Origin of the sequence: Sphingomonas sp. PAMC 26621 (assembly GCF_000251145.1) — a bacterium.
Classification (GTDB): domain Bacteria; phylum Pseudomonadota; class Alphaproteobacteria; order Sphingomonadales; family Sphingomonadaceae; genus Sphingomonas.
Genome location: NZ_AIDW01000015.1, coordinates 73085 through 86178, shown reverse-complemented (window position 1 = coordinate 86178; position 13094 = coordinate 73085). Strand labels below are relative to the sequence as shown.

11 protein-coding genes are annotated in these 13094 nt (G+C 67.7%); 6 read left to right on the top strand and 5 right to left on the bottom strand.

Going from position 1 to position 13094, the window contains the following annotated elements:
• Positions 1 to 88 precede the first annotated feature (88 nt).
• From RI03_RS07440 to RI03_RS07415, 6 genes are all read left to right on the top strand, one after another.
• The gene (locus RI03_RS07440) at positions 89 to 1756 is read left to right on the top strand and encodes a ShlB/FhaC/HecB family hemolysin secretion/activation protein (protein WP_010216292.1); all 1668 of its coding nucleotides are present in this window, start codon (positions 89 to 91) and stop codon (positions 1754 to 1756) included.
• A 53-nt stretch (positions 1757 to 1809) separates the two neighbouring features.
• A complete protein-coding gene (locus RI03_RS07435; RefSeq protein ID WP_010216290.1) occupies positions 1810 to 4206 on the top strand; it encodes a two-partner secretion domain-containing protein in 2397 nt (798 codons plus the stop codon).
• A gap of 1 nt (position 4207) precedes the next feature.
• A complete protein-coding gene (locus tag RI03_RS07430) occupies positions 4208 to 4858 on the top strand; it encodes a L,D-transpeptidase (RefSeq protein ID WP_010216288.1) in 651 nt (216 codons plus the stop codon).
• A 43-nt stretch (positions 4859 to 4901) separates the two neighbouring features.
• Complete coding sequence (locus RI03_RS07425) at positions 4902 to 5285, top strand: ribonuclease HI (RefSeq protein ID WP_010216286.1); 384 nt, start codon at positions 4902 to 4904, stop codon at positions 5283 to 5285.
• Between the two features lie 5 nt (positions 5286 to 5290).
• Positions 5291 to 5908 (top strand): glutathione S-transferase N-terminal domain-containing protein, encoded by a 618-nt coding sequence (locus RI03_RS07420; RefSeq protein WP_010216283.1) that lies wholly within the window; start codon positions 5291 to 5293, stop codon positions 5906 to 5908.
• A gap of 67 nt (positions 5909 to 5975) precedes the next feature.
• The gene (locus RI03_RS07415; protein WP_010216280.1) at positions 5976 to 7280 is read left to right on the top strand and encodes an Hsp70 family protein; all 1305 of its coding nucleotides are present in this window, start codon (positions 5976 to 5978) and stop codon (positions 7278 to 7280) included.
• A gap of 46 nt (positions 7281 to 7326) precedes the next feature.
• Here the strand turns inward: RI03_RS07415 and RI03_RS07410 are convergent, their stop codons facing one another.
• The 5 genes from RI03_RS07410 to RI03_RS07390 all read right to left on the bottom strand — a co-directional run bounded on the left by RI03_RS07410 (position 7327) and on the right by RI03_RS07390 (position 12949).
• Positions 7327 to 8976, bottom strand: coding sequence for an FAD-dependent oxidoreductase (locus RI03_RS07410; protein ID WP_010216279.1), 1650 nt, complete (start codon positions 8974 to 8976; stop codon positions 7327 to 7329).
• Positions 8977 to 9016: 40 nt separating this feature from the next.
• Positions 9017 to 9607 (bottom strand): NADPH-dependent FMN reductase, encoded by a 591-nt coding sequence (locus tag RI03_RS07405; protein WP_010216278.1) that lies wholly within the window; start codon positions 9605 to 9607, stop codon positions 9017 to 9019.
• 138 nt (positions 9608 to 9745) lie between these two features.
• Positions 9746 to 10555 (bottom strand): TorF family putative porin, encoded by an 810-nt coding sequence (locus RI03_RS07400; RefSeq protein ID WP_010216276.1) that lies wholly within the window; start codon positions 10553 to 10555, stop codon positions 9746 to 9748.
• A gap of 169 nt (positions 10556 to 10724) precedes the next feature.
• Positions 10725 to 12257 carry a SulP family inorganic anion transporter gene (locus RI03_RS07395; RefSeq protein ID WP_051007245.1) on the bottom strand — a complete coding sequence of 511 codons (1533 nt, stop codon included), beginning with the start codon at positions 12255 to 12257 and terminating at the stop codon, positions 10725 to 10727.
• Positions 12254 to 12949 carry a carbonic anhydrase gene (locus RI03_RS07390; RefSeq protein WP_010163195.1) on the bottom strand — a complete coding sequence of 232 codons (696 nt, stop codon included), beginning with the start codon at positions 12947 to 12949 and terminating at the stop codon, positions 12254 to 12256. The genes RI03_RS07395 and RI03_RS07390 overlap by 4 nt, the downstream gene beginning before the upstream one ends.
• Between the last annotated feature and the right edge of the window lie 145 nt (positions 12950 to 13094).

Sequence of the window (13094 nt, the reverse complement as noted above, 5' to 3'; positions counted from 1 at the left end):
GACAACCACCTTCCTCCGGAGTTAACGGCGTGTCGACCCATCCGGGGTCGCGCGGCCGACGGTTGTACGTTCAGAGCGGGGCAAACCCATGAAAATCAGATATTTCACGCTGCTTCTGGCAGCGAGCACGTCGCTCGTCCACGCGCAGCGCGCGCCCATTCTTGGCGGACAGCTACAGCAGCAGATTCCCCCCGTCCCGCTGCCCGAACGTTCGGACCCCGGCCTCGATGTCCAGACGATGGCAAAGGCCCCCGATACCGATCCGAACGGACCGACGATCCGCGTGCACACGCTGCGGATCACCGGCCAGACGCTGTACGACGAACGGACATTGCTCGCCGCCAGCGGGGTCGCGCCGGATCGGGACCTCAACCTGTACCAGCTGCGCGCCGCCGCCGCGCGGATCGCGGCCTTCTACAAGGCGCACGGCTATGTCCTCGCCCAGGCCTATCTCCCCGCGCAGGACGTCCAGGGCGGTGCAGTCTCGATCGCGGTGATCGAAGGCCACTATGGCGCGATCACGATCGACAATGCGACCAACCTCCACACCGGCGTCGCGCGCAACGTTCTCCACGGTCTCGACACCGGCGACATCGTCGCTATCGCGCCGCTCGAACGCCGCCTGCTGCTGCTGTCGGACATTCCGGGCGTCGTCGTCCAGTCGACGCTGTCGTCGGGGACCAGCTTCGGCACCTCCAACCTCAACGTCGCGCTTGCGCCGGGCCACCGCGTCACCGGCGACGTCGAGGTCGACAACGCAGGCAACCGCTACACCGGAGCCTATCGCGGCGGCGGGTCGATCAACCTCAACGATGCGACCGGGCTCGGCGACATGCTCAGCCTGCGCCTCCTGGCCTCGACCGATGGCCTCGCCTACGGGCGCGCCGCGTGGCAGGTGCCGGTGGGCAATCTCACGGTCGGGGTGGCCTATGCGCACTTCCGCTATGACCTCGGCAAGGAATTCGCGAGCCTCGACGCGCACGGCACCGCCGATGTCGCGGGCCTCTACGCGAGTTACCCGCTGATCCGCTCGCGCCGTGCCAACCTCTATGCGGTCGGCGAACTCGACGCGAAATGGTATGACGACCGGATCGACCTCACCAACAGCCAGTCGCGCCGGATGAGCAAGACCGGGACGCTTGGCCTCAACGGCAACAGCCGTGACGGTTTCCTGGGCGGTGGCCTCAACGTCGCGTCGGTCGGCTGGACGATCGGCGATCTCAAGCTCCGCACCCCGCTGGACCGCGCGACGGACTCGCTCACCGCGCACAGTGCGGGCACGTTCAACAAGTTCAACTTCAGCGTCGCACGGCTCCAGACAGTCACCGGTCCGCTCGAACTGTACGGCGCGGCGCGCGGGCAGATCGCGCTCGACAATCTCGACACGTCGGAAAAGATGGAACTGGGCGGCGCCTACGGTGTCCGCGCCTATCCCGAGGGCGAGGCCTACGGTGACCAGGGCTATATCGCCACTGCCGAGGGCCGCCTGATGCTCAGCCACTGGGCGCGGAGCTTCCCGGGCCAGCTCCAGTTGATCGGCTTCGTCGAGACCGGGCGGGTGCAATATGCGCACGATGCGTGGTTCCTCGGCAGCAATCATACCCAGCGCAGCGGCTTCGGCGGCGGGTTGGTGTGGTACGCGCCACAGGCGATCACGTTGCGCGGCACATATGCCCGCAAGATCGGCAATGTCCCCGCCACCTCAGCGCCTGACCGTGCCGGCCAGTTCTGGTTTCAGGTCGCCAAGACCTTCTGACGCGCGCGCGCCACGCGCGGCGCCGTCCGAACGCTATTTCAAGGATCCCGACCATGACCATTTCCGGACAGGTTTTCTCCCGCCGCCAGTTGCTTGAAACGACCGGCCTCCCCGGCGTCGTCCGCCTCGCGCTGTTCGGGCTTGCCGCCGCGATCGGTTTCGCGGGACAGGCGCAAGCGCAGGTGCAACCGCTGCCGACCGGCGGGACCGTGACCGCGGGTGCCGCGACGATCGCGTCCGGCGCGACCGCGCTGACCGTCACGCAGACGAGCAAGGCCGCCGCGCTCAACTGGCCGAGCTTCGATATCGCCGCGGGCAACAGCGTCACCTTCGTCCAGCCCGACCGCAATTCGGTCGCGCTCAACCGGGTGACAGGGCCGGATGCGTCGCAGATCCTCGGCAACCTCACCGCGAACGGCAAGGTCTTCCTGGTCAACCCGAACGGTGTGCTGTTCGGTAGCGGCGCGCAGGTCAATGTCGGCGGGCTCGTCGCGTCGACGCTGAATATCAGCGACGCCGACTTCATGGCGGGCAAGTACAAGTTCAGTGGTTCGGGCAAGGGATCAGTGCTCAACCAGGGCACAATTACCGCGGCGGACGGCGGCTATGTCGCTTTGCTCGGCGGAAGTGTCGCAAATGACGGGCGGATCACCGCGCGGATCGGGACGGTCGCGCTCGCGGGCGGCGATGCGATCACGCTCGACGTCGCGGGCGACGGGTTGCTCTCGGTCGTCGTCGATGCCGGCACGGTCGGCGCGCTGGTGCGCAACGGCGGGCTGATCAGCGCGAACGGCGGCAACGTCCTGCTGACGACGCAGGGCACAGGAACGCTGCTCGGCACCGTCGTCAACAACAGCGGTGTGATCGAGGCGCAGACGATCGACACGCGCGGCGGGACCATCAAGCTGCTCGGCGACATGTCGAGCGGCAAGCTGACCCTGACCGGAACGCTCGACGCGAGCGCACCGAACGGCGGCAGTGGCGGCTTTATCGAAACCTCCGCCGCCAGCGTCTCGATCGCCGACTCCGCGCGGGTCTCGACGCTCGCGCCCGCAGGCACGACCGGCACGTGGCTGATCGATCCACAGGACTTCACCATTGGGGCGGGCGGCAACATCTCCGGCGCAGCCCTGTCCGCGCTGCTCGTCACCAACAGCGTGACGATCAGCACCAATCCGACCGGCACCGTCACCACACCGGGCACGCCGCCCCTGACCGAAAGCGGCACGACCTCGCCCGGCAACGGCGACATCATCGTCAACGATGCGATCGCCTGGACCGCGACGCCGAGCACGACCACGCTGCGGCTGAATGCCGAGCGCGATGTGGTGTTCAACAATTCGGTCACTGCGACCAACGGCAACATCCAGACCTGCTGTGGTCGCGACGTGATCGTCAACGCGGCGCTGACGACGACCAACGGCAGCATCCTGCTCAACGCCGGGCGTACCGTTAACGTGCTCGCGGCGATCACCACCACCGATGGCAATATCGCGCTGTGCGCGGGCATCGATGCTTTCATCGCCGCCTCGATCACGCTGACACGCGGCACGACCATCCCTGCGCAAGCGCTTGGCCTGCAACCTGGATTGCTGATCATCGCAGGCGCGGCGGGAACTGGTCCCGGGGCCGGCAACGGCACGCTCAGCTTCGCGCCGGGAACCGCGCCGATCACCGTGACCGGGCCGAATGCGGCGGCGGTGATCAACTACAATCCGGTCTCCTATACCACGCCGAATGATTATTCGGGCTTCTTCACGCTCAGCCTGGGCGCAAGCCTGACGCAGCGGATGCTGGTCTTCCCCGGCAGTACGAAGGTCGCGGACGGAACGACGGCGGCGACGCTTTCCGGCTTCAACGGCACCGCCGTCACCGGGCTGCCGTCGGGTATCACGCTGGTCGCGGGCACCAACGCGACGGCGACCTACGACAGCGCCAGCGCGGGAAGCCGGATCGGCATCACCTTTACGGGCTATACGCTCGCGGGGGCAAACGCGGGGCAATATGCCCTGGCAGGTTCCTGCTGCGTGACGACCTTCCGCACCACCGGAACGATCACGCCGGCAACGACGCCTGTCGTCACCCCGCCGGTCGTAACGCCCCCCGTTACGACGCCCCCAGTTACGACGCCCCCCGTCACGACGCCGGTCGTTACGCCGCCGGTGGTCGTGGTGCCGCCAGGCGGACCGGTGGTCGTACCGCAGGTCGGGACGCCACCCGGTCCGCCGACCGCGCCGCCGGTCGTGCTCCAGCCCGTTCCTCCGCCCGAACGTCCGGTGCCGCCGCTGCCGCCCATCGTGGTGATCGACTATCCGCCGCCGCCCGTCCTCGAAACGCTGCTGCCGCCCCCGCCCCCGCCGGTCCAGTTCGTGCCGCCGGTCCAGCCGGTGCCGCCGGTCGCACCCCCGCAACAGACGCCACCGCTTCCGGCGCGACAGGCGCGCAACTGAGGTGCGCGCGGCGGGGCTGATTCTGTTGCTGGTGGTGGCCAGCCCTGCGGTCGCACAAGGCGCGGCCCCGGTGCCGCGCGCCTCCCCGGCTCCGGCCGCCGAACCGACGCCTGCCGCGCGGCGACTTGCCGCCTGGGCAACGCGATCGCAGGACACCAGGGGGCGGCCCTTCCTGGTGATCGACAAGGTCGCGGCACGGGTGTTCGCCTATGATGCGGACGGCACGCTGCGCGCGACGACACCCGCGCTGCTCGGTGCGGCGCGCGGCGACGTGACTCCGCCCGATATCGGGAAGCGCACGCTCGCACAGATCGGTCCGGCGGACCGGATCACCCAGGCGGGGCGGTTCGAAGCGCATATCGGCCCCGATCTGCACGAGGACGTGTTGTGGATCGACTATGACAGCGGCCTCTCGCTCCACCGCGTCGTCACCGGCAGCCGCACCGAACACCGGCTGACCCGCCTTGCGACCCCGTCGACCGCCGACAACCGTGTGTCGTTCGGCTGCATCAACGTCCCCCGCATCTTTTACGAGACCGTCGTTGCGCCGATGTTCCGGCCGGCGGACGGGGTGGTCTACATCCTTCCCGAACAACGCGCGCTGTCGGAGGTCTTCCCCGCGCTTCCGGTCGCGCTCGCGGCACAGCGCTGAGCGGGACTCGCGCGCGGCGGTGCAAGTCGGTATCGCCCACGGGATGCCAGCACGTCTCAGGATCTTCTTCGACGGGGGATGCCGCCCCAATCCCGGCGCGATGGAAATTGCGGTGGTCGCGCGCGGCGCGGTCCACCTCCACACCGATCTGGGCGAAGGATCGAGCATGGACGCCGAATGGCACGCGTTGATCGCGGCGGCGCGCCTCGCGGTCGCGCTGGAATTGCGGCGGGACGGATATGTCCTGCTGGGCGATGCCGTAGCGGTGATCGCGCAGGCGAACGGCAGACAACCCTGTCGTGGATCGGGTGAGACGCATCGCGCGACCCTGCTCGCGCTCGGCCACGGACGCGTCCCGCCGATCCGCTATATCAAGCGTACCCAGAACCTAGCCGGAATCGCGCTTTCGCGGCACCACCAGCGTTGAGTGCTATGCCGATCCTCTACAGCTTCCGCCGCTGCCCCTACGCGATGCGCGCGCGGCTTGCGCTGGCGATCAGTGGAACGTCGGTCGAGCTGCGCGAAATCGTCCTGCGCGCCAAGCCCGCCGAAATGCTGATGGCGTCGCCCAAGGGCACCGTCCCGGTCCTGCTCCCCGGCGACGGCAGCGTCATCGACCAGAGCCTCGACATCATGCGCTGGGCGCTTCGGCGGAACGACCCCGAGGCGTGGCGCGCCGGTGACGACGCGGCGCTGATCGCAGACTGCGACGACCGGTTCAAACACCATCTCGACCGCTACAAATACCCCGATCGTCACGGTGCCGACCCGCTCGAACACCGCGCCGCCGCGTGCGACTGGCTCACCGGTCTGGAACATCGCCTGGCCGGGCGGGAGAACCTGTGCGGCGCAACGCGGACGCTTGCCGACATGGCGATCATGCCGTTCGTCCGTCAATTTGGTGCCGTCGACCCGGGATGGTTCGCGGCACAGCCCCTGGCCGCTGTCCATGCCTGGCTCGACCGCCATCTGGCGTCGGCATTGTTCGCGACGGCGATGCTGCGGGTTGCACCCTGGCAAACCGGCGACCCGGTGCTGCGCTGGCCATGAGCCTTCATCACTCGGATCGCCGAACAGGCTTTGCGCTCCGCGCCTGCGCTGTGTAGCGGCACGCGGCATGGCTGCTCTCTCCTCCCCGCCCGCCCCGTTCACGCTCGGCCTCGATTTCGGCACGACCAACTCGGTTGCGGCGATCGCACGCGACGGCGTGTCCGAGCTGCTCGAGCTCGATGGCCCCAACGGGCCCGATGCCGCCTTCCGCTCGGCGCTGTGCTTCTGGGAAGACGATACGGTCAAAGGCGGGATCGCCGCCGAAGCCGGTCCCTGGGCGATCGCCGAATATCTCGAATATCCGCAGGGCAGCCGGTTCCTCCAGTCGTTCAAGTCGGTCGCCGCCAACCCCAGCTTCGAGCACGCGACGATCTTCGAGCGGCGCTACCGGTTCGAGGATCTCGGCCAGACCTTCCTTGCTAGGATGACCGCACGCTCGCGCGGGATGCTGGACCGCGCGAGCCGCGTCGTCGTCGGTCGTCCGGTCGAATATGCCGGACATCGGCCCGACGCGGCGCTCGCGCGGCAACGCTACGACCTGCTGTTCGCCGCGCTCGGCGCGGACGTGCATTATGTCTACGAACCCCTCGGCGCGGCCTATAGCTACGCCGCACGGATCGCCGATCCCGCGACGATTCTCGTTGCCGATTTCGGCGGCGGCACCAGCGACTTTTCGGTCGTGCGGATCGCGGCCCCCGGCGCGGCGCGACGGTGCGTCCCGCTCGCGCATGCTGGCGTCGGGATCGCGGGCGACCGGTTCGACGCGCGGATCGTCGAGCAACTGGTGATGCCGTTGCTCGGCCAGGGCGGATCGTATCGCTCGTTCGACAAGACGCTCGAGATCCCGCGCGGCTATTTCGCCGATTTTGCGGACTGGTCGCGGCTTGCGTTGATGCGCAACCGTCGGACGATCGCCGAGCTCGAGAAGCTCCGCAAATCCGCGCTCGACCCGGATGCGATCGGCCGGATGATCGCGGTGATCGAGGAAGAGCTCGGCTTCCAGCTGCACGAAGCGGTCGGCCAGGTGAAGCGCGACCTGTCCGCATCGGAGCATGCGAACTTCCGGTTCAGCGGCGCGGGGCTCGCGATCGAGGCGGAGGTCAGTCGCGCCGACTTCGAAACGTGGATCGCGCCCGATATCGCGCGGATCGCGGGAGCGGTCGACCAGGTGCTCGAAGCCGCACAGACCACGCCGGACGCGATCGACCGGGTGTTCCTCACCGGCGGTTCGTCGCTGACGCCGCGCGTGCGCCGCCTGTTCACCGAACGCTTCGGTGACGACCGGATTGCGACGGGAGGCGAACTGACCTCGATCGCGCACGGACTCGCCCTGATCGGGCAGCAGGACGATCTCGCGGCGTGGTCGGTTTAGGCCCTCCGCGCCACCCGAACTCTTCCGGACCAGCCGCCCTCATCGACTAGAGCGAGCCCGCACGTTCCGCCATCCATCCGTGGATCTGCGCGACGACCGCCGCGCCTTCGCCCACCGCCGCCGCGACTCGTTTGGTCGAACCTGCGCGCACGTCGCCGATCGCGAACACGCCGGGCAGGCTGGTCTCGAGCGAGCGCGGGCCCGTTCCGGTGACGATGAACCCCTTGCCGTCGGTCTCGACACAGTCGCGCAGCCAGCCGGCATTGGGATCCGCCCCGATGAACAGGAACAGGTGCCGCGTCGTGCACTCGGTCACCATACCGTCGGGCTGGCGGATCGAGGTACCGGTCAGCCCGCTCGCCCGGTCGCCGTGCAGCGCGACGATCTCGCTGCCGACATGCAGCACGACATTGGGCAACGCCGCGATCCGCTCGATCAGATAGCGCGACATGGTCGCCGCCAGATCGCGCCGGACGATCAGATGCAGCCGCTCGACCCGCGGCGCGAGGAACACCACCGCCTGCCCCGCCGAATTCCCGCCGCCGACGAGCGCGATCTCCTCCCCGGCGCACAGCTTCGCCTCGATCGGCGAGGCCCAATAGGAGACCCCCGCCCCTTCGAACAGCGCGAGGTCGGGAATGTCGGGCCGCCGGTAGCGCGCGCCCGAGGCGACGATCACCGCCTGCGCCCGCACCTTGCGCTCGCCTGCCAGCAGCAGCGCGATCGGGTCCTGCGGCGCACGCTCGGGGGCGCATTCGAGCCGGTCGACCGACACGGGCACCGCGATCTCCGCCCCGAACTTGAGCGCCTGATTGAACGCGCGCCCCGCGAGCGCCTGCCCCGAAATGCCGGTGGGGAAGCCGAGATAATTCTCGATCCGGTTCGAAGCCCCCGCCTGCCCGCCGATCGCGCGTTCGTCGAGCACGATCGCGTCCAGCCCCTCGGACGCGGCATAGACCGCCGCCGCAAGCCCCGCAGGCCCCGCCCCGACGATCGCGACATCGTAGACATGCGCCGGATCGATTTCGGGCGTCATCCCGAGGCAGCGTGCAAGGTCGGCATCGCTGGGGCAGCGGAGCAGATCGCCGCCCGGACAGACCACCAGAGGCAGTTCGTCGGACTGCACCCCGAGCCGTGCCACCAGCGCCTGACCTTCGGCATCGGTTGCTGCGTCGAGCACCATGTTGGGATAGCCGCTGCGCGTCAGGAACCCCTGCAGACGGACGATATCCCGGCTGCCTGGCGTGCCCACCAGGATCGTCCCCGCGCCGCCCTCCTCGATCAGCCCGACCCGCCGCAGGATCAGCGCGCGCATCACGATCTCGCCCACGTCGGCCGAGCCAACCATCAGGGCGCGAAGATGCGCGGGATCGAACGGTAGTGCGGTGCAGCCATCGCCACCCGCGCGCCCCGCGGCGATCGATCCGCGCCCGGCAAGCTGGCTGACCTCGCCGGTGAACTGGCCTGAGCCGTGCGTCGTGATCGGCGCTTCATGGCTCAGCCCATCCCGGCGCACGACGTCGATCGTGCCCTTCAGCACGAGCCACGCAGGCGCGTCGCGCTCGCCGATGCTGAAGATGGCCTCGCCCGGCGCGAAGCTGCGGACGGGTCCGCTCGCGAAACGCGTCGCGATCGCGATCTGCGCCGCATCGAGCGACGGGAACATCTGATGACGGCGCGTATCGATCGTGCTCATGCGCACGATCCTAGCAGTTTTCGACGCGAGCGTCGCCGGGTCAGAACGGCGGCGCGTGGCGCGCGCGCTGCGCGCGGGCAGCCTCGGTCCACCACGCGAGATCGTCGGCGAAGCGCGGGAACGCCTTGGCGGCGGCGGCACCGCCCTCGCCGGTCGGCTTCCCCTCGGCATCGAACGCCGTGCCGATGCCACCGACCGCGAGCGTCGACGAAGTGACGATCATCCCCATTTCGGACAGGATGCCATGCCATACCAGCCCCGAGCGCACCCCGGCCATCCGACCCGCCGAATAGCTCGCGATGGCGGCTGGCCGCCAGAACCATTCCTCGAGGAAATGGTCGGTCAGGTTCTTGAGCCCTGGCTGGACGCTCCAGTTATATTCGCCGGAAACGAACACGAACGCATCGGCGTCGCGGATCTTGCCCGCCAACGTCTCGAGCGCCTCGGGTGCGGTACCCGACGGATATTCCTTGTACATGCGGTCGAGCATGGGCAGCCCGATCGCCCTGGCGTCGATCAGTTCGGGGCTGGCCCCGCGCGCTGCGAAGGATTCGACCAGATAGTGCGCGAGCCGGATTCCCATCCGATCCGATCGGTAGGAGCCGTAGAAGATCAGGATCCGGTCGCTCATGCTGTGTTCCTTGCGTGATTGGCGCAAACGAAGCGCGTGGAATGCTGTTGCACCCCACGCGTCCCATGTGCCTGGCCGTCAGCGTTCCAGCGCCTGACGGCCGGGTCCGTTCCCGCCAGTGGAACCGAGCTAAAGGCGTCAGAACGCAGCCGAGATAGAGAATAGCACCTTTCCGTTCGCAATCGATTCCCCGTTCTTGGTCCGCGAGAAGTTCGGTTGGAGATAGGCGGCTTCCGAGCGGCTGATGTCGGTGTCGACGTAAGCCGCCCCCAGCGTGACCGGTCCGATCACGTAATCGAGCCCGAGCAGCCAGTCCCAATAGTCACCGGTTGGCGCAACGCTCGTACCGTTCGGCCCGAGCCCGGGGTTGCCGTTCGAGTGGCCGATATGCGCCTTGGCGGTCAGCTTGGTGGTCGGGATGCCAACCGCTGCATCGCCCCACAGATACAAATTGTCCTGGCTCTGCCCGCGGCTTTGCGGCGTCGCGGAGAAGTTGCCGAGCGCACGCTGCTTCGGCGCGTAGGCGACCCCCGCGAGCAACGTCGCCGGGCCGACCGTGCCGCTATACTTAACGTAAGGCTCGCCGAAGTCGGTGTTCGCCGCGCCGCCCGGGTACATGTACCAGGTCAGTCCGACGTCGACCGTCCCGCCAGCGAGCGGGCGCTTGTAGCCACCGATCACGTCGAGTTCGAGGTTGGCTCCCCCGAAGGTGCCCCAGCCGGCGAGGTTGGACCCCCAGAAGCCGCCGTAAAAACCGCTCTCGTGCGTGAGGGTGACGCCACCCTGCACCGCAATTTCCTCGTCGGACTGGGAGACGCCGCGGAACCGATAGTCCGAGACGACCGCAACGTTGCCCGTGACCGTGACCGGTTTGGGCGGTGCGGTATCCTGTGCGGCAGCGGGAACCGCGAGCAGGCACAGGGTCGTGGCAACACAATAACGCAACATGGGATACCCTTCGGAAATAAGGAAAGGTTCCCGCCTGGGGTCGAAGGGTCGCACCTCTCATCGTTTCGTGGCGATGGTGAGCGATCCCTCCCGAACATTCTCTCCGTACCGAAAATACCGCACCGCAGCATTGCTTCTTCGTAACGAAACATTGCCGAGGCTGTGACGTTCAGGCCATCATCGCCTCCAGCTTGGGCGACGCACCCGTCAGCTCCACCGGGTTTCCACCGGCCTTACGCCGCGCGAGCCAGTCCTTCATCAGCTCGGCGCAAGTGTGGTCGACCTTGGTCAGCCCCGACACATCCATCCGCACGAACGAATGGTCCGCCGCGCGCAGCGGCAGGGAATCGAGCGTGTCGCTCAGCTTCGGCAGCGTCACGAACGTCGCGCTGCCCGAGAGGACCATATCCGCTTCGTCCGCAACCGCAGGCCGGACGACCTTGAGGTTGAGGCTGCGCAGATGCGGCAGCAGCTCAAGCAGCGAAAGCGCGATCCCGGTCAGCACCCCGGTCAGCAGATCCTCGGTCACCACGACGATCAGCGTCACCGCCCAGATCAGCGCAGGCAACACGCCATAGCTGTGGAACAGATGCTTGACGTGCGCGAGGCTGACCAGCCGGACGCCGGTGATGACGAGCACCGCGCCAAGCGCCGCCATCGGAATTTCGCGCAACAGCCACGGCAGCAAGGCGACGAAACCGAGAATCCACACGCCGTGCAGCATCGTCGACATCCGGGTCGTCGCGCCCGCCTGGACGTTGGCCGAACTGCGGACGATCACGCCGGTCATCGGCAACGCCCCGGCAAAGCCGCACAGCAGGTTGCCGATCCCCTGCGCGCGCAGTTCCTTGTTGTAGTTGGTCCGGACGCCATCGTGCATCCGGTCGACCGCCGCCGCCGACAGCAGCGTCTCCGCGCTGGCGATGAACGCGATCGCGAGCGCCGCGACGATGATCGACGGGTCCATCCACTTGGCGAGGAATTCCGGCCCCGGCAGCGCAACCGCGGAAACGATCGACTGGGGCACCGTGACCCGGTTGATCTCCAGCCCCAGCGTGTAAGCCGTCAGCGTACCGACGAGCACGCCGATCAGCGCCGCCGGCACTTGCCGCATCGATGCCGGACGGAAGCGCTCCCAGCCGAGCATCGTCGCGATAGTCAGCAGGCCGATCGCAAAGGCATGCTCGACGGTCGAAAGATTGACGGTGGACAGGCCGATCAGCCGCTCCGGGATGGCGACGAGGTTCTGCAGTCCGCTCGGCAGCGGTTTGGCGTCGAACAGGACGTGGAACTGCCCGACGACGATCAGCACGCCGATCCCCGCGAGCATCCCGTGGACGACCGCCGGAGAGATTGCGCGAAACCAGCCGCCGACCTTCAAAATGCCGGCGATCAACTGGATCAGCCCGGCGAGAATGAGGATCGGACCAAGCGCGGACAAACCCTTGTCGCGCACGAGCTCGAACACGACGACCGCGAGCCCCGCCGCCGGTCCGGAGACCTGCAGTGGCGAGCCCGCGAACGCACCGACGACGATGCCGCCGATGATGCCGGTGATCAGCCCCTTTTCAGGCGGAACGCCCGATGCCACCGCGATGCCCATGCACAAGGGCATCGCGACCAAGAACACGACGATCGATGCGGTAAAGTCCCGCGAGGCGATCGCCAGCGTCGGGAGCTTCACACCGGCTACGGTTTTCATTCGGCTGCCTCGAGCATGGGCTCACCCGCTGCCAGACGCGACTGCGCGGCGAGCGCGACCGGCATCGGACGGTCGGCGTTGATTTCCTCGAAGCGACCGCTCGCGCCGTCGAGTGCGAGCACGACGCCGTTGTGGATGTCGAAGAACCAGCCGTGCAGCGCGATCTCGCCGCGTGCGATGCCGGAGGCGACCGACGGATGCGTGCGCAGATGCGCCAGCTGGACGACCACGTTCTCGAGAGCGGCGGCGCGTGCCTGTTCCGGCCCCGAAAGCTCGGGATAGCCGTCGCGGACGACGCTGAACGCGGCGTCGCTATGGCGCAGCCAGGCGGCGACGTTGGGCATGCTGTCGAGCGAACCGGGCTTCATCAGCGCCTTCATCGCGCCGCAGTCCGAATGGCCGCAGATGATGATGTCGCGCACGCCGAGGACCATTACGGCAAACTCGACCGTCGAGGTCACGCCGCCATTGGCGTTGCTGAACGGGGGAACGATGTTGCCGGCATTGCGGCAGACGAACAGGTCGCCCGGGTTTGCCTGCAAAATCTCCTCAGGGACGACCCGCGAATCCGAGCAGGAAATGATCAGTGCCTTGGGGCTCTGTCCGTTTGCGGCGAGGTTCTGATAGAGCGCGCTCTTCTGGGGAAAAATGTTCTTCTGAAAGTCGAAGACACGACCGATGAGCTCGTTCATGAATTTGGGCTCCTGCGTTGGCCGCGCGAGATGGAGTGCGCGGACTTCACAGTATGAAATAGCGGACACGCTTTGCTGCGCCGCGGCACCTTTGTAAGAAAGCGTGTCTTCGCAGGCGCCCCGACCGCTCGGCTGGAGCGACGAA

Coding starts and splice junctions, on each gene's coding strand:
- RI03_RS07440 (WP_010216292.1), top strand. CDS start 89: ATGAAAATCAGATATTTCACGCTGCTTCTGGCAGCGAGCACGTCGCTC.
- RI03_RS07435 (WP_010216290.1), top strand. CDS start 1,810: ATGACCATTTCCGGACAGGTTTTCTCCCGCCGCCAGTTGCTTGAAACG.
- RI03_RS07425 (WP_010216286.1), top strand. CDS start 4,902: ATGCCAGCACGTCTCAGGATCTTCTTCGACGGGGGATGCCGCCCCAAT.
- RI03_RS07420 (WP_010216283.1), top strand. CDS start 5,291: ATGCCGATCCTCTACAGCTTCCGCCGCTGCCCCTACGCGATGCGCGCG.
- RI03_RS07415 (WP_010216280.1), top strand. CDS start 5,976: ATGGCTGCTCTCTCCTCCCCGCCCGCCCCGTTCACGCTCGGCCTCGAT.
- RI03_RS07410 (WP_010216279.1), bottom strand. CDS start 8,976: ATGAGCACGATCGATACGCGCCGTCATCAGATGTTCCCGTCGCTCGAT.
- RI03_RS07405 (WP_010216278.1), bottom strand. CDS start 9,607: ATGAGCGACCGGATCCTGATCTTCTACGGCTCCTACCGATCGGATCGG.
- RI03_RS07400 (WP_010216276.1), bottom strand. CDS start 10,555: ATGTTGCGTTATTGTGTTGCCACGACCCTGTGCCTGCTCGCGGTTCCC.
- RI03_RS07395 (WP_051007245.1), bottom strand. CDS start 12,257: ATGAAAACCGTAGCCGGTGTGAAGCTCCCGACGCTGGCGATCGCCTCG.
- RI03_RS07390 (WP_010163195.1), bottom strand. CDS start 12,949: ATGAACGAGCTCATCGGTCGTGTCTTCGACTTTCAGAAGAACATTTTT.